Raw genomic sequence first — 16,614 nt, 5'->3', positions numbered from 1 at the left:
ATTTTCGCAAAACGATATCGGATTCGACTGTAGTTTTCGATCGATCGAAGGCGTGACGTGTAGCCAAGCGGCAGATCTGAAAGGAGAACATTGTCATGCCTGAGGAGACATCATCAGGTTGGTTCGAATGTAGAGCCAGCCCGGGTCAACATACTGGGAGAGCATACGGACTACACGGGCGGGTTGGTCTTGCCGATGGCCATCCCTTTCTATACACATGCCAGCATTCGGCGGATAGAAGGTGATACGTCGTTCATATATACCGAGCTCTTTGGAGATGACCTGGCGATACGTTCAAGCTATCCTGCGGAACCAACCGGGCAGTGGAGTGACTATCCAGTCGGAGTGCTTTGAGGAATTTCGGCAACTCGGCATCGATGTTCCTTCTTTTGAGTTGCATCTACGCGGAAACGTCATCCGGAATGGGTGATGCATGCGCATTTCTTTCCCCCGTTATTGCGTTCTGCGACGATCCGTAACTTTATGGTTGGATTCGAACCTCTCGGGTCACAAGAGACATACCCCCGAAACTTGCCGCAGAGGCGATACGTCTAGCCGTTGGAGGCAATCAGTGAGACATGTGCAGATCATTGAGCTCGTTTTCCAACAAATCTGAGATGAGTGGGGAAAACCTGAACTCCGTGTGGCAATACGTTTCAAGTGGCTCGGTGTCCACTGCCTGATCCGTGGTTACGATGCAGCCGAGCATACAAGCGTCATTCCAGACAGTGCTATAGCGGTACCCGAAATTGGATGAGAAAATGGCTCGCGGAAAATTATTTGATGGATCAAGGCTCTACATGAGAGACGAGTCGAACAGCGTTGGGATCAAGAACATCGCCAAAGCATTGAATATTTCGATTGGGACGGTCGATCGTGCGCTCCACGGCCGAAGGGGAGTGAGTGAGAAGACAAAGGCTCGTGTATTGCAGGTGGCCGAGCAACTAGGGTATAAACCCAATCTTGCCGCCCAAGCCCTAAAGCGGAATCGGCACGTTTCCATTGGGGTAGTCTTACCGCGGCACATCTCCTACTTCTTCGATCCCTTGCGTTCTGGAATTCGTGCCGCGGCTGCGGCGGTGATCGGCTCACAGGTCTCGCTCGAGTTTCACGAATATCCACGAATCGGAGTCGGGGATACGGACTCTCTGGAGGCGGCCTATGCCCGAAAATATGACGGGATTATCTTTCTCCCGGGGAATATTCAGAGATTCAGTCCTCTCATTCGGAAGATCTCGCGCAACGGTACGGCGATGATGTGTGTTGGTAGTGATGCTCCCAACACGGGGCGTGTCGGTTCCGTTTCAACTCATGCCTACGTTAGCGGTGCCATTGCGGCTGAGTTGTTAGCGCATAAGCTTCCGCGGAAGGCCAATGTCGCCATCCTGACAGGTGAGCTTTCTACACTGGATCATGCCGAGAAGTTGAGTGGATTTGCGGCGACGCTGGCAGTACAGGCGCCACATCTGACACTTTTACCGACGCTCGAAGGCCATGAAAAGCCCAAGGAAGCATACCGTCAGGCGGTGACATTGATGCGGCGCAAGGATCGCCCTGAAGGACTTTACTTGAGTACCGCCAACAGTATGGCCGTGCTTGAGGCATTGGAAGAGCTGGGCCTTCTCGGTAAGGTGCAAGTGATTGCGACTGACCTGTTTCAGGATCTCATTACCCTCATTAAGGCGGACAAAGTCTTAGCGACGCTCTATCAACGACCCTTTACCCAGGGAAAACTTGCTTTCGAAAATCTCGTGGCCTATCTGATGAGGAGCGAGCCGACACCCCCGGTGGTGCGTCTGGCACCCCACATTGTGTTGAAGAGCAACCTCCAGCTCTTTGCCAATCGGGTTTCGGGAACTGATGAAGAGATCGATGTTGAATTCGATACCCTCACATAGGGCATCCATCGCTTGTGAACCGCAGTTCCGCAGTTCACAAGCTCAACGGCGAATCGTACTTCTGAATTTTCCAGCAAGCGATAGGCGTAGGCGTTCTCAAGCTGCTTAAGACTGAGAATGTGTGTGCGATGTTGAAGACTGCCTCAAGGCCAGCCTATCGAGCCTCTCCCTCGATGAGGTTTTGAAATTCCTGCCATGAGATTCCAGAGGAAGTCGGTTGAAAGGTTAGCTCCCAGTCCAAGTGATCGCCTGGCAGCAGCAGACGTGCTAGCCGTGCGGCCTGTGCTTGTTTGAGTGTATTGCAAGGTGCAGTTGTCGGCTCGATTGCAACCGCGTATTGCTGAGGCGATTGGCCTCCAGGCCATCCTCCATAACAGAGCCAAAGACCGAGATAAGGCAGGACTCCAGACGAATAGGAGAGGATCAGACCCTGTTTGCTCCGCGTGCGATACAGACCACAACGTCCCGTCTTTGTCTGACGGGAGTAAAACATGTCCGCTTCTTCTGCATTGTTCGGCAGTACGGTATCAAGCCCTTCGCCAGGCCAAGAAACGAAGTTGCCCGTCTGCCCCAGGCATCCTGTGCGCGAGTAGGTCAATTGGAGGGTGTTGATCTCGGAAGGAAGGGCGATGCGGTCGCCTGCCTCAACTGCAAACAAGGGGTGGCAGGCGTACAGAAACGACGTGTCAGTCTCCGCGATATTTTGGACATGGTAGCGGATGGAGAGACCGACATCTCGTAAGGCGACCGTTTTCTGGAAGAACAGTGGACGGCTGAATCCTGTCGCCGAAAGGACAATGCGATCCGCGGATTGTTCAGTCACTCTCCAGGAGAGTTGCCAGAAATCGCCGTGGTCAGGAACGGGTCCGCCTGCGGTTCGGTCATCGCATGCCCCGACCGTCGGCAGGCATTCCTCAATCCCGGCACAAGCTCCGTGCTGGAATTGAGCGTCATAGCCGGGCTCGAGCCGGATGTGTCGATTCGTGGATTGGGTGAGGAATTCTACCCCAGTTACCTTGGATTGCAAGGAGCTAATTCGACCACCCTCCTCGGGCGAAATCTGGACCGACAGGCAATCGTTGGACAATGCAAAACCTTTGTACGTGGTCACACTCACACTATCGAGTATGAAGCACGCTGGATATCGAGACAAGCGACCTTGAATGCATCTCCTTTCACACACCCCGAAAGGGAACCAACGAGTTCATTCTGGCTGGAATCGAGATCCCAGTGGTTTCCTAGCGTTTTTTGCGAGCAAGCTGGTCAATCAACGCCAGCCCGCCTGTCTCCTTGACCATTCATCGCATGTCTGCTGGTGTGGCTGCTGAGTTTGCAAGCCTTAAAGAGATTCCCACTTCTGTAAACATCTCAGCCAGTCGAGAATGTGCAGACGGATGCAACTCCGGGTCGCGAAAGATCCTAATGCGTGTGCGGCTTGATGAATGGCCACCTCTATTTGAGACGTGAGCGGATCATCCCTGCGCATACACAGAACGAGTGGAGACTGCGTCACTTGCAGGACGTTCCAGAGATCTCTATCTTTCGGCATGGGGAGGATGGCGCAATCCAGACCACTTTGATTCAGCCGATCCAGAATGTGTGTCGTGTCACCACTGGAAAGTTGAATCTCACATCTAGGAGAGAGCACACCGTATGCGGCGCGGAGTGTCTGAAGGAGAAGAGGATTTACAAAAGGGGAGAAACCGAGTTTGAGTGGAGGTACCTCTCCGTTGATCATATCCTCCGTGCGCTTGAGGCGAGCAATTGGATAGTCGGCGGACGGAATGGTGCGGCAGAGCGACTAGGAATGAAGCGGACGTCTTTGGTTTACCGAATACGGAAGCTTCGCATAAGCCGCCCTGCGTCCTCCTCACGAAATGGTGCCGTCGAGAGCCACGCACTCCAGGACTGAGTCGTCGCGACGATCGTTGCGACGAGAACCCGCCAGTGACGGACATCCTCACAAATCCGTAATTGATGGCGCGATAACTGCCCGCGCTCCAAAATCCTTTGGGGCGCGGTGAAGCATGGAAGAGTTGAATTCGTCTCGGCGCCCACAGTAGGTCCAGACTGCCAAGGCTGCCCCGAGATGTTCGATTCTGAATTACAGTTGAATGCGAGGTTGCGAGATAAAGCAGTTGCGTTGGCGTGATATCGACCTGATTGAACGTACTCTCACGGTTCGGAAGAGCAAGACGGATGCCGGGGAACGCATGATCCCTGGGAATACGGACGCCTGGAGGTGGTTCTCGCTCTGTACCGACGGGCTCAGGCGTTCGGCACGCTCCAGTCCGGCCATTACCTCTTTCCGGCCTGTGAAACCGCACGGATAGACCCTACGAACCACAGACGCCATGGCGCGCGTCGTCATGGCGAAATCTCGCCCGCGTCATCTTCTGCCCTTCTTGCAAGCGGCTCCAGAGCCCCACCGATGAATGTTCCAATCAAGAGTACAAAGCGTCGACTAAAGGCATCAAGAGTCCGCTGGCAGGGTTACGCTTCCACGACCTCCGGCATCATGCCATCACTGAACTCGCAGGAGATCGCGGCTTGGATAGCGCCGGATCCACTGTTCCCGTCGGTCATGCCGCCTACCCCATGAAAGGAAGGCAGCATGAAAATAAAGCACAAAAGAAATCGCTATAAGCAGGGGTCTTTGACAATCGAGAAGAGAACGATTGGACCTGATGTAACGTCTTTCCTTGGCGTGAAACGGCGTCAAACGAAAGGCGATTTTTGGTGACATCACAGAACTGACGAAGGCGAAGGCTCAAAAGAAAGCTGATGAGTACAGGCAGCAAGCCAACACACCGCAGCAATCGGGTGTGACTTCATCTCTCACGGCGCAGACCTTGTAGAGCACTACAAGGGAACGCGAGCTTGGTGAGGACTCAGGCAAAGCGGCCAAGCCCCGCTTGCGCTACGGCTTGTAGATCAAGACCTCAGGCATGAACGTAAGCGCCCGGTCCTCGCCGTGTAGACATGCGGCTTGATCCGGCCGACGATGGCATTGTGAGCGAGACGATAGAAATGGGCGAAGCTGGTACTGCGGGCAAGCGGGTTCATCCGTACGGCAGAGGAGAAGCGACGCATTGTAGAGGCGACGTTGGTGCCTGGCGCATCGATCGCACGGGTGGCGCGAGAGCACCGGTCAATGCCGACCCCTGCCGCCGAAGGTGGCGAGACGGAGAAGCCCGAACGATCCGTCAAGCCGGTGAGTGTTTTCAAAGAAACGATGATTCGGCCGTCTAAAGCATTAAAATGATAATTCGGCCGTCTAAAGCATTAACTTGGCACACTTTACTCTCGTGCATTGAACAACCCACACAGGTATGGAAAAAAGGGGATTCGAAAGCATAATCTTGCACTTCTCATGGAAATAAACCAAATCAGCAGCCTTCGGGAATGCAAGAACAAAGACCCAGGCAAGGACGGAGAATTCATCTACGATCACGGCGCACAAGGAGACGCAGGGTGCCGCTGATTCTGCGCTCCGGCCTGTTATGGATCTCTTTTTTGTTTTGCATCGGAGATCTTGCTTACTCACAAACGACGGCCGCGCAAGCTGGCGGACACATTGGTGAGATCAGACTCCAGGTGAATGACCCTTCGGGCGCTGGTTTGCGTGCCATCGTCAGTATCACCGGCCCCGGTACCAACCTTACCTTTCAGACCAACGCCCAGGGCGCACTTTCTCTGGACAGATTAGCCTTCGGGAGGTATCAACTACAAATCTCGACGTCCGGCTTCGCTTCTCGTCTCATGGAGATCGATGTAACCTCGGCATCGCCTGTTTTTCGAGAAGTTACGCTGCTTGTTCAAGGCACCCCCACCAGCGTCACAGTCTTTTCTCCCACCCCGATTGGGGAGGCGACTCAGTCTCGCGACCAGATACCGGTACCGGTGCAGGGATTGACAGCAAAAAACCTTGAGGACAGCAATGCACTCGATCTCGCAGACCTGATGAACAAGCGTCTGACCAGTGTCTACGTCAATGAGAACCAGGGAAATCCGTACCAGCCGGACATCAGCTATCGCGGCTACACGGCCTCTCCCCTGCTGGGGACTCCGGAAGGGCTCTCTGTCTATATGGACGGCGTGCGACAGAACCAGCCGTTTGGCGACATCGTTGCATGGGACCTGATCCCAAAAGTAGCGATCCGGGATATGGCGTTGATTCCCGGCTCTAACCCCATCTACGGGTTGAACACACTGGGAGGAGCGGTCTCAGTGCAGTCAAAGGATGGCCTGACTGCGCCCGGTGGTTCACTACAGATCACAGGCGGAAAGTTTGGACGACGCGCCGGCGAGGCAGAACTAGGAGGCGTTTTACCTCGTGGATTCAACTATTACCTCGCAGGGAATCTTTATCGCGAAGACGGATGGCGTCAAGATTCTCCGTCTGAAGTACGACAGGCTTCCGCAAAGATCGGATGGACGGACGCAAAGACGAGCGTCTATCTGAGCGGAGCTTACGCGAATAACTGGTTGACCGGAAACGGTACGGCAGACTTCCGTTTCCTGAAGGTTGACTATACCTCCGTCAATACGATTCCGGATGTGACCTGGAATCATTCTCCTTCACTCACGTTGAATGTAAGTCACGCAGCAACGAATAACCTGACTCTCTCTGCCAATGCCTACTATCGCTACGTGCGAACTGACAGCTCCAATGGCGATTTGAACGAAGACTCCTTCGACCAGAATCTCTACACTCTCAGCGCAGCCGATATCGCGGCACTTACTGCCGCGGGCTACAAAGATTTTCCAACGACAGGCAACGCTACAACACAGCCCTTTCCATACTGGCGCTGTCTCGCCCAGTCGCTCCAGAACGACACCGGCGGCGAGCCGTCGGAAAAGTGCAATGGTGTCATTACAAGAACCTCGAATAAACAGAACAGCTATGGCCTCTCCGGCCTGGTTACGTGGACGACCATGCATAACCGTTTGGCCGTGGGGGCCGGGTGGGACCGCGGCACCTCGACGTACTACCAGCTAACTCAACTCGGCTATCTCAATCCGGACAACGTCTCCTTTACGCTGGTCCCGGTCTTTCTGGATGGCACGACCTTCGCAGATGACGAGCCCGTAGACACCCAGGTCTGGCTGCACGGAACCGTAAACACGCCGAGCATCTATGCTACCGACACATTCACCTCTGGTCCGTGGGCTTTTACCTTCTCCGGCCGCTACAACCACACCTCTCTGGACAATGTGGATTATCTGCCTCCTTCGGCGGCGCGTGGCAATCTGACCAGCAACAATGCCTTCCAGCGATTCAATCCTGCGGCTGGGTTCACGTTCAGGCCCTCTCGTTTTTTCAACACTTACTTCAACTACAGCGAAGCGAGCAGGTCTCCAACATCGATCGAACTTGGATGTGCTGACCCGAATGAGCCTTGCAATTTGCCGAACGCATTGGTCAGCGATCCTCCGCTCAAGCAGGTTGTCTCGCGCACCCTCGAGGTTGGTATCCGCAGCAACGACATTGGCACATTTCATTGGAGCGCCAACTACTTTTTCGGCCAAAACCACAATGACCTGCTCTTCGTCGCCTCTGAGCAGACCGGCTTCGGCTACTTTCTCAACTTTGGCAAGACACGTCGCAGCGGTGTGGAACTCGAACTAACCAAAGACTGGCAGCACTGGAGCGCGGGCGGCAACTATACCTTCCTGAATGCCACCTACCAGAGTCCGCAGACCATTAACGGAGGCAGTAACAGCACGAACGACAGTGCTCTGGCAGATATGCCTGGTACCGAAGGCGACATTCGCATCACTCCCGGAAATTTTATTCCGCAGGTACCGCGCAATCTATTCAAGCTCTCTGGCCAGTACAGGCCTTCGCCCAAGTTAACGGCTGAGATGGATATTCGCGCAGTTGGTTCCTCTTTCGCCCGTGGCAATGAAAACAACATGCACCAGCCGGATGGTGTCTTCTATCTCGGCTCCGGCAAATCCGCGGGCTATGGGATCGCCGACTTCGGTGTGCGGTACCAGATCATTCCGCGCATCCAGCTTTTCGTGCAGTTGAATAACCTGCTCGATAAGCACTACTCAACCGGTGCCCAGCTTGGCACCACCCCATTCGACGATAACGACCACTTCGTAGCACAGCCATTTGGCACCCCATACGGCACAGGCAATGGTGAGATCCCAATTCGAAGTTCAAGCTTCCTGGCTCCAGGAACTCCATTCAATATCTATGGTGGCCTAAAGATAACGTTATGGAAGAAATAGTAGATAACTTTCAAGAAAGTAGCCCGGAACAACCGACCGAATCACGAGAAACGCGCTGTACTCCAATGATTTCCGACCAGCCGTTGTTGTCGAGGAAGTCCTCGGCGTGAAGATGCCGCTCTGGACTTTAGCAAACTGGGCGCGCATCAGGCGCTCCGAGTAATCGAGAAGTTCGAAGCAAGCAGGTTCAGCCGCTCAACTGCGACAGAAACACCATTGAGGGCCTGTGGCCTGGCATTATGCAGAACAGCGCTAGGCCTCTAATCACGTCGTGGTTCGCCGTACCACCATGAATCTCGTCAACTTGCTCCCGGTACTATTAATCCCTGCCTGGGCCCCGGTCGGCGACTGGCTTACGAAGCTCCCGATTGTGCCCTCTCAGTTCTGATCTCGTCGCCGGTATCCGCCGCGTAAAGGCATGAAGAAAATTCGTGCGCCTCTCGGAAAATCTGACATCAGTGCTAAAAAGACGGAGAGTGCGAAATGCCGGGCTGAGTTTCAGCCTGTTGGTGTACTCGTATCTGCACGATCTTCTTCATCCACGTCGGATGGTCGTAAGCGAGTGTAGCCGCTAGCTCGAGCGATTCATTATCACCTTGCTCGATGAGACCATTCACGTATTCCTGGAGACTGATATGGCTCCACGGCGAGATGGCGCGCTGATCGCTTTCGGTGAAGTACCAGCGACCGAACCGGGTCCAGAGATCAGTAGAAGAGGAGGCTAGGAGATCCTGACGGAGTTGGCGGATGCGGGACAGGTCGGGCGCGCTGTCCTGATTATATTTCACCTGTGTCGAAGCGAAATCGGCCAGGTCGGCGACCCAAGCGGGAACGGGGGTAAGAGGGGGAAGATCGATTACCTGAACAGTTGAGTCCACAGCCACGAGCAGACTCTCGCCATCTGGACTGAAGGCGATGCTTGAGAGGCTATTCCTAGCGCGGAGTGGCAGGCGAAGCTCCTCGCCGGTGGTGGCGTCCCAAAGATACGCGCTATGGTCACGTCCTACGGTGGCCGCCAGGGAGCCATTCGGGCTGAGCGCTCCTTTCAGGACGGCATCGGCATGCTGAAGCGGAGGAGTGAGCGCCTGGCCGGTCCTGGCGTCCCATACGCGCGCGGTATGATCCCAAGAGACTGTGAGGACGCGCGAGCCATCCTGACTGAATGAAGCAGCATCGCTTGAGAAGCCGTGATGAAAGGCATTGCCGATAGCCGCTCCAGTCTTTGCATTCCAGATACGGGCAGTATGATCGGCAGACGCGGTAAGCACTTGCGTACCATCTGGGCTGAAAACAGCAGTGAAGATGATGTTGTTTTGGCGGATGGGCTTCTTTAGAACACGAGTTCCGGTTTTAGGATCCAACAGATCTGCAATATTGTCTCCCGTTGCTGTCAGCAGCTGCGAACCATCCGGGCTGAAACGGACGGAATAGACCGCCTCATGGTAAACGATGGGGGGAGAAAGCGGTGCACCCGTCGATCCGTTCCATGTGCGTGCAATGCCGTTGTCGGCTCCGGTAGCCACTATGCTCCCATCAGGACTGAAGCTAACGGTGAGCACCTCACCGTTCATCTGCAACGGGGCTCCGATGGGTTTGCCTGTCGCGGTTTCCCATATCCGTGCGGTCTTGTCTTCTGAGCCAGTGACGATACGCTTGCCATCCGAGCTAAAGCCGGCAGCAAGTACCGAATCCTCGTGATGCATGGGCGGAACGAGCATCTGTCCAGTGCGGGCATCCCATAGCCGTGCCGTTCCGTCAGCGGAAGTCGTCAGGATCTTCGTTCCGTCCGGGCTGTAAGCCGCAAAAAGGACAGCGTCCGTATGCCCGTGCAGGATGAGCCTGCTATTCGTGCGCTGTTCCGTCAGCAGCTGAAACGCAAGGCCAGCGGCAGGATTTCCAGCAGGCTGAAGACGCAGGCTCTGGGCTAATTTATGCAGGGCCTCAGCCCTGCTTCCATCCCCGGCCATATTTTCCGCGATCAGATAGTCGACGTAGGCCGGATTAGAAGGCGGGGCGGTGGGGTCATGCTGTAGAGGTGCGCCCACGGCTATGGCTTGCAGGAGGCCGCACATCAGGGCTGCAACAGACTCGCTCCAAGATGGCCTTCGACGAGAGAGCACGTTAGCTATGGAAGGCGACATTTACGAATCCTTTCATTTCCTTCAATAAGGACCCAGGTCTGCCATCGAGAACGAGACGGCAGACCTGGATGAGTCCATCATTGGTGAAGAGTTATTGGTAAATCTCGATGCCACTCACCTTGGGCTGATCGGCCCCGCTGTTGGAGAAGGCTACGGTGATCTGTCCGTTGGCATCGGCGGTAGCGGTAAACTGCTCGACAAGAGCCGTATTCGGCGCCCCCGCGGTGGCTACTATGTCAAAGTTCTGCAAGACAGCAGTGTTGTTGATCGCGACGTTGAAGACCCGCTGCCCCGCATGGGTCCAGTAGGTCTCGTTGAAATGCAGCCGGACAAGGTACTGAGTTCCTGCATGCAGGTTCGGAAAAACATAGCTGAAGTTGCCGCCATTGTGCTCGCTTGTGTAAACGGCGGCGGGCGCCGGGCTGACCACTGCAGTCGTGTTCACAGGGTTGTTACTGCCTGATTGAGAACCGCCAGTAAAGAACTCATCCGCGGCAAAGGGAGCGACGGCTTGCCCGCCGGCATTGACCTGATAGATAGCGGTGCCGGTGACTGGAGCCCCTGGAATTGCGCTAACTTCGTTGGATGCGGTCGACGTGCCTCCGCTCGTGACGGCGGAGACGGTGTAGTAATACGTGGCCTGGTTTGTAACGGTGGTGTCAATGAAGCTGGTGCTGGTCAGGCCGGAGGCGATCGGTTGCGCGGCCTCCTGCCCGGCAGCCGAACCACGATACACGTTATAGGTGGTGGAAACCGCGTTCCCTGGGTTCCAGGTAAGTGCGACCTGTCCGACTCCGGGCGTAGCGAACAACCCGGTGATGGCGGCAGGTTGTGCGGGCCCCTGCGTGGTTCCGCTGGCTGGCACAACCTCAATCCCGTTCACTTTGGGCAGATCGGCAGCTCCCCCTGTGAATGCGATGGAAATATTGCCGCTGCTGTCGGAGGTCGTGGATTCGGACTCCACAACCGCTATGTTCGGTCCCCCCGCGGTGCTCAGGATGTCGAAGTTCGACAGCACAGGGGCACCGTTGATGGCGACGTTGAACTGACGCTTTCCAGCTGAGGTCCAGTAGGTCTCGGCAAAGTGCAGCCGCACAACATAGTTGCCCCCGGGAGTAAAGCCGCCAAGGTTGTAGGTGAACGATCCGCCGAAGCGATCTGTCTGATAGACAGACATCGGCGCAGCGTTGGCCACCCCTGCCGTGGACACTGTGTTCTGTGTGCCCGAGGTTCCTCCGTCAGTGAAGAATTGATCAGCTGTGAAGGGCGCGACTGCAGGTCCGCCAGAGTTGATCTGGACCACCGGCAGCACAGGAGCTGCCAGCAGTTCCAGGCCGTTGACTTTGGGAAGATCTGCCGCGCCTTGGCTAAAGGAGACGACAATCTGTCCGGCCGAGTTGGCCGTTGCGCTAATGTCACGAACCACGGCGATATTTGGCCCGCCGGCAGTGGCGAGAATATCGAAGTTCGACAAGGCCTGCGAACCGTTAATCGCCACGTTGAAGAGGCGCTGACCGGCTGCAGTCCAATACGTCTCCGCAAAGTGCAGGCGTACGGTGTAGGCTGCGCCCGGCTGCAACGCAGGTAACGTGTATGTAAAGGCGCCGCCGTAATGATCTGTCTGGTAGATTGCGGCTGGTGCCGCGTTCGTTACGCCTGCAACCGTGATGGTGTTGTTGGTGCCGGAAGTACCTCCGGTGTCGAAGAGCTCATCAGCGGCAAAGTTTCCGATCGCTGGTCCACCCGCGTTGATCTGGTAAACCACTGGCCCCGTCACTATCTGGTGAGGTGTGGCCGAGACCTCAGGTGATTTGACCGACTCACCTGCACTATTGACTGCGGTCACCTGATAGAAATACGGCTGGCCATTGGTGAGACCACTATTGAGGAAACTCGTTGCCGTTACGGAGCTGGCGAGGGGTGTCGCTGCCTCTGATCCGGAAGCGGTTCCGCGATAAATGTTGTAGGACGTTGCGCCGTTGCTTGCGGTCCAGTTCAGGGTGATCTGCCCAGTTCCGGCGATGGCGGTCACGCTCGCAGGTGCGGCTGGCACAGTTGGTGCTGCTTGGTTGATCGTCAACTGCAGATTGGCTGTTCCGGTTCCTGCGGAGTTGGACGCTGCAAGCGTTACGCTGCTCACGCCTGCAGCAGTGGGCATACCTAAGATAATCCCCGAGGCATTGACGTTAAGGCCAGCAGGAAGTCCGGATGCGCTAAAGCTGATTGGATTCTGGCTGGCAGTGATCTGATAGGAGAACGGCGTACCGACGGTGCCTGAGGCGCTCAGCGCACTGGTGATCGAAGGCGCCGTGCCTGGTTCTCCGCTTTGCGGCGGACCGTATGACCCGATCACCTGGAATTCGTAGATCGAATAGCCATAGGGTGTCGTTCTCGTTTCGCCGAGGACGCGGACGTAGCGGGCATTGGCATTGAGGCCGGAATACGTCCTGAAGCCGCCGCCGTTATTGCCGGTCACCGGAGGAGCAATGTTCGTCCACGTCGAATTGTCGTTTGAGCCCTGCAGCAGGTAACTCGCTGCGGCAGCGTTCTCCCAATCAATGACGAGCGAGTGGATATTGGCAGGACGGCCGAGATCCACCTGCAGCCAGGAAGGATCGGCGGACGGACCCTGGACGCTTTCCCAACGCGTGTTGAAGTTGTTGTCGAACGCGCTTGCGGCAACATTGCCCCCACCGGTGTTCTCGGTGGATGCAGACGCCTTCTTGAAGAGGGCGAGATTCGCATCCGTCTGCACTGCCAAGTTTGTCCCGGATAGAGCTGTGACTGCGTTGACGTCGGATGTATTGACGACGCCATCTTCATTGACGTCGTAGAGGAAGTTGGATGGATTGAGCTGTGGTGAAAGGTTGGCATTGATCGCCGCAACGTCAGAGCAGTCGACGTCAGAGCATTCGACATAGTGGTCGCCAGTGACGTCGCCCTCAAGAATGTTGAAGGGCACATCGGCAGTTCCGGCAACGGTAGCGCCACCGTTCAAAGGCAGAATACCTGTCAGATGCAAATTGAGCGCCTGAGCATTGTGCACCCCGGTCAGCGGCACGGTCACGATCGTGTTGGTGGAGTCATAGCTAACGGTGCCAACCTGGCCAACCGCGGTTTGCTCGACGCCAGGCTGCACCCCAAGTGCTGCGGTAACACCCGATACGGGCGCCGCAAAGTGCAGGACGATGCTGTAGGAGCCAGAAGCCGATGGGATACGAGGTTCTGTCTGCGGAGCGAGCGCAGGCTGGAGGGTAATGCCGAAGACGCCGCTTGAGCCGTGAGTCTGGTTCGAAACAGCATCGACGATCGCCGGAGCGAGGGTGTTTGTGACTCCCCCCGGGGTGAGCGCGATATTGTAGAGGCGAACTTCGTCGATCTGGCCCTGGTAACCTTCGACGTTGCCATTGACGTTCTGCATGCCCATCCAGAAGTCGCCGGCACCATCTGCAGCCTGCGCCGCACCTGTAGCCTGCAGCACTCCGTTGATGTAGAGGCTGCGCGTGCCGGCATTGCCATCTTGAACCAGCGTGATGTTGGTCCAGGCATTCAGAGCTGCCGCAGGACCTACCAGATCCCCTGCAGGGCCACGTGCGATCCACTGGTTGTTGGCATTGATGTAAATGCCATATTCATTGCCCTGGTCGGCAGACTTGGCAATGATCGTCTGCTCGTGGCTAGTGAGTGCGGCTGGGTTAGCCCAAAGCGAGAGCGTAAAACTCTGCGTCGCAGAAAACTGCAGGTCAGGCTTGTTGGACACGCCAATGCGATCGATCGCTGAAGTGCCGTGGAAGACCCATGAGCCATTAATGTAGCCGGCGCCACTGGGGCCTGCTTCGCCAAGAGAAGTACCGTTGTGGCTATTGCCTGTGACGTCGGGTACCGTGGGCAGAGCGGACTGGTCATCCATGTTCCAGTAAGCCACGAGACCCGGCTGAACAAAAGCGGGGAAGGTAGTTGCTGAAGCAACGTTGCTGCCATTTGAGCCGTTCGTATTGCTGGCAAGTACCTGGTAGAAGTAAGTGGTTCCTGGAGTCAACTGCGAATCGACGTAGGTCGTGATGTTCGCGCTGATCTGCTTTACCTGGGCGAACTGTCCGTTTGGAGAGGTCGAACGCTGGATGATAAAAGTGAATCCCGATTGACTACCGGCGTTGTTGGTCCAGTTGAGTGTGATTTGACTCGACGACGTGGCTGAAGCCGTGAGATTGCTCGGTGCGTTCGGGCTGCCGGCAGCCTGCGGAAACACACCGTACACAAAAAGGTAACCGGGGCCGGGAACCTGCGACGATTTAAAGCAGGTGAAATACACCTTGCCATTGACCGCAATGGGCAGGCTGAACTTTGCCGTCGTGCATTGACCGCCAGTTCCTGGAACATTGGTAGTGACGTTGTAGATGGGATTTGCAACGCTTCGCGCATCATAGGCCGTCAGCGCGTTTCCGACCGTCCAGACGACGCCGTTGTTATTGCCGTTTGAAGAGATGAAGACACCAGCGCCTTTGAATGGAGCGTGCACGGAGGAGGTGATCGCAGAGGTCGAGATGTAGTTACCCGTGGCCGGGTCGTATTGCACCTGACGCTGTTTTAGGCTTCCGCCATCGGGAGCATAATAGATGTTGCCGTTGAAATATGCCGGAGTCACAAATAGCGAGGTCCCGGCGGGTTCGATGATCTCCTGGATGGCCGCTGCGTCGTCCTGCGTGAGGCCGCCTAAATTGTCGCGATCAAGGACATACAAGACGCCGGCCTTGCCGCCGCCGACCATAATGTGCGGATGATTGCCAGGTTGATCAGGAAGCAAAAGCATACCACCGCCGCCAAGGTCGCGGTCGTTGGCCAAGCCCGGACCGCCGTTGTTGAGCTGGGCCCAATCGCTTGGAGTGAACCAACTCGTGGTATCGGAAAAGGGTATTAGAATTTCACCCGCGGTATTGGTGGGCAGCCTGAGCACACTCTCGCCCCAGTCGGTGGCACCGGTGTACTGTGAAGGCGCCTGATCAAACGCGCCGTTGCCGGTGACGACGTACAAGTTTCCTTCCGAGTCGATCGCCGGGCCGGCCCCGGACTGCCAAATTCCTCCCTCCATGTCGTTCGGACTGACGATAAACGATTTCACCAGCTGTAGTGTGGTGGCGTCGTAACCCAGGATCTCGCCGTGGTAGGGCGTTTCATCGCTGTGCGATGCATAGGCGAGATAGATTATGCCGTTATACAAAACCATTGCTGAGCGCAAATGCTCATGGAGAGGCGAGAAGGGAATCTTGCCGGGGCCGGGAGAGGGGACTGGATCCTTGTCGCCATCTTTAAGTGCGGTGGGTGTCCCGCTGAAGGCGGCGTTGATCGCCACTGGGCTGCCAAACTTAGGGTTACCGGTCTTAAGATCCAACGCATAGATATATTGCTGGTATGGCAGCGTCAGCGGGGGATTCTTGACTGTGGAAACGATGTAAAGGGTCCCTGTAGTAGCGTCAATCACAGGTGTGGTGGTAATGGAGAGCGGCCCCATAATGTCGCTCGATGCGGTATCCGTTTGCTGCAGTTGCTGCGTTCCGGCCGGCAGAACATGCGTTGACCAGAGCGGGGAGGAGTTCGTACCGTTGGGATTCGCACCCTGCGGATCAGCGTCGGCGTCGAAGGCATACACTGTGCCGGCTTGGGTCGCCAGATAGATGACGTTGTGCGGCATCCCGTCGCTGAACTGGCCGGGCAGGTTGTTCAGCGTTTGAGAACTCACAAACAGGGGCTGCCCGTATGTTTGTCCATCGGTCTGCTGCGTGAAGAGCAGGCCAAAATTTCCCGGTGTGGTCACGCTTGCAGGTGTGAGCGTTGTCTCATGGCTGTTCAGACCGGTGTGGTTCAAATCCGCCTGCCAGGTGGTGATGTCCACTTGAGCGACAGAGGCGATCGCGGTCGCTAAAAGAAAAACAATATAGAAGCAGACTAACTTGAGTCTCATTGGTCCTCACAAAACTAGCTTGCTGAACTGCACACGCATACTTACGCTGCGCCGGGCAGCGCGCATGCCTGGGTCGACCTCCGCGTCACCGACAGATGTTGGCCTGTCGGCTAGGAAGGGTGTACGGTGCATAAATCCAAATCAGGTGTTTTGCGCACAGCGATGGTTCTTGGGCGAAAGCGCCCATGCTGCTGCTAACTCCAATTCAGAGTCGTGCACTGGGATGTAATTTGTGTCCGAGTGTGCGGAGACGAGGACTCTGCTTGTGCAATGCCGCAAACCCGTTCTTCTATTGTGTCACGATCCGAAGCAGGGTCAGACACGATACCTTGCCGAATCGTTCGCCGGCTTCTTCCGGCGGGGGAGAATGAGA

General features: G+C 56.0%; 8 protein-coding genes. 4 read left to right on the top strand and 4 right to left on the bottom strand.

Translation table 11 applies throughout. The features are described from left to right. The first annotated feature begins 90 nt into the window (after positions 1 to 90). The 3 genes from Q363_RS46060 to Q363_RS03655 all read left to right on the top strand — a co-directional run bounded on the left by Q363_RS46060 (position 91) and on the right by Q363_RS03655 (position 1,898). Positions 91 to 354 carry a galactokinase family protein gene (locus Q363_RS46060; RefSeq protein WP_084079936.1) on the top strand — a complete coding sequence of 88 codons (264 nt, stop codon included), beginning with the start codon at positions 91 to 93 and terminating at the stop codon, positions 352 to 354. A gap of 75 nt (positions 355 to 429) precedes the next feature. Next, a complete protein-coding gene (locus Q363_RS37775; protein ID WP_084079934.1) occupies positions 430 to 555 on the top strand; it encodes a hypothetical protein in 126 nt (41 codons plus the stop codon). A 206-nt stretch (positions 556 to 761) separates the two neighbouring features. Beyond that, positions 762 to 1,898 carry a LacI family DNA-binding transcriptional regulator gene (locus Q363_RS03655; RefSeq protein ID WP_245632015.1) on the top strand — a complete coding sequence of 379 codons (1,137 nt, stop codon included), beginning with the start codon at positions 762 to 764 and terminating at the stop codon, positions 1,896 to 1,898. Between the two features lie 154 nt (positions 1,899 to 2,052). Here the strand turns inward: Q363_RS03655 and Q363_RS03650 are convergent, their stop codons facing one another. After that, positions 2,053 to 3,009 carry an aldose epimerase family protein gene (locus Q363_RS03650; RefSeq protein WP_035348027.1) on the bottom strand — a complete coding sequence of 319 codons (957 nt, stop codon included), beginning with the start codon at positions 3,007 to 3,009 and terminating at the stop codon, positions 2,053 to 2,055. A 228-nt stretch (positions 3,010 to 3,237) separates the two neighbouring features. Then, entirely contained in the window at positions 3,238 to 3,636 is a 399-nt protein-coding gene (locus tag Q363_RS46055; RefSeq protein WP_084079956.1) for a LysR substrate-binding domain-containing protein, read from the bottom strand. Positions 3,637 to 5,372: 1,736 nt separating this feature from the next. Here Q363_RS46055 and Q363_RS03640 point away from each other — a divergent pair. Beyond that, positions 5,373 to 8,141, top strand: a complete 2,769-nt coding sequence (locus Q363_RS03640; RefSeq protein WP_169746915.1) for a TonB-dependent receptor — start codon at positions 5,373 to 5,375, stop codon at positions 8,139 to 8,141. A 461-nt stretch (positions 8,142 to 8,602) separates the two neighbouring features. Here Q363_RS03640 and Q363_RS03635 read toward each other — a convergent pair whose 3' ends face one another. Then, the gene (locus Q363_RS03635; protein ID WP_035347939.1) at positions 8,603 to 10,213 is read right to left on the bottom strand and encodes a WD40 repeat domain-containing protein; all 1,611 of its coding nucleotides are present in this window, start codon (positions 10,211 to 10,213) and stop codon (positions 8,603 to 8,605) included. Between the two features lie 160 nt (positions 10,214 to 10,373). Continuing rightward, positions 10,374 to 16,241: a malectin domain-containing carbohydrate-binding protein gene (locus tag Q363_RS03630; RefSeq protein ID WP_035347938.1), complete on the bottom strand. Its 5,868-nt coding sequence runs from the start codon at positions 16,239 to 16,241 to the stop codon at positions 10,374 to 10,376. Positions 16,242 to 16,614: the final 373 nt, after the last annotated feature.

This window comes from Edaphobacter aggregans DSM 19364 (genome assembly GCF_000745965.1).
Lineage (GTDB): Bacteria > Acidobacteriota > Terriglobia > Terriglobales > Acidobacteriaceae > Edaphobacter > Edaphobacter aggregans.
The sequence above is the reverse complement of the archived record's forward strand: the minus strand, read 5'-3'. Positions and strand labels throughout refer to the sequence as shown.

Excerpts from the sequence above, each read along its gene's own strand:
- Q363_RS37775 (WP_084079934.1), top strand. The coding sequence starts at position 430 with ATGCATGCGCATTTCTTTCCCCCGTTATTGCGTTCTGCGACGATCCGT.
- Q363_RS03655 (WP_245632015.1), top strand. The coding sequence starts at position 762 with ATGGCTCGCGGAAAATTATTTGATGGATCAAGGCTCTACATGAGAGAC.
- Q363_RS46055 (WP_084079956.1), bottom strand. The coding sequence starts at position 3,636 with ATGATCAACGGAGAGGTACCTCCACTCAAACTCGGTTTCTCCCCTTTT.
- Q363_RS03635 (WP_035347939.1), bottom strand. The coding sequence starts at position 10,213 with ATGTGCGGCCTCCTGCAAGCCATAGCCGTGGGCGCACCTCTACAGCAT.
- Q363_RS03630 (WP_035347938.1), bottom strand. The coding sequence starts at position 16,241 with ATGAGACTCAAGTTAGTCTGCTTCTATATTGTTTTTCTTTTAGCGACC.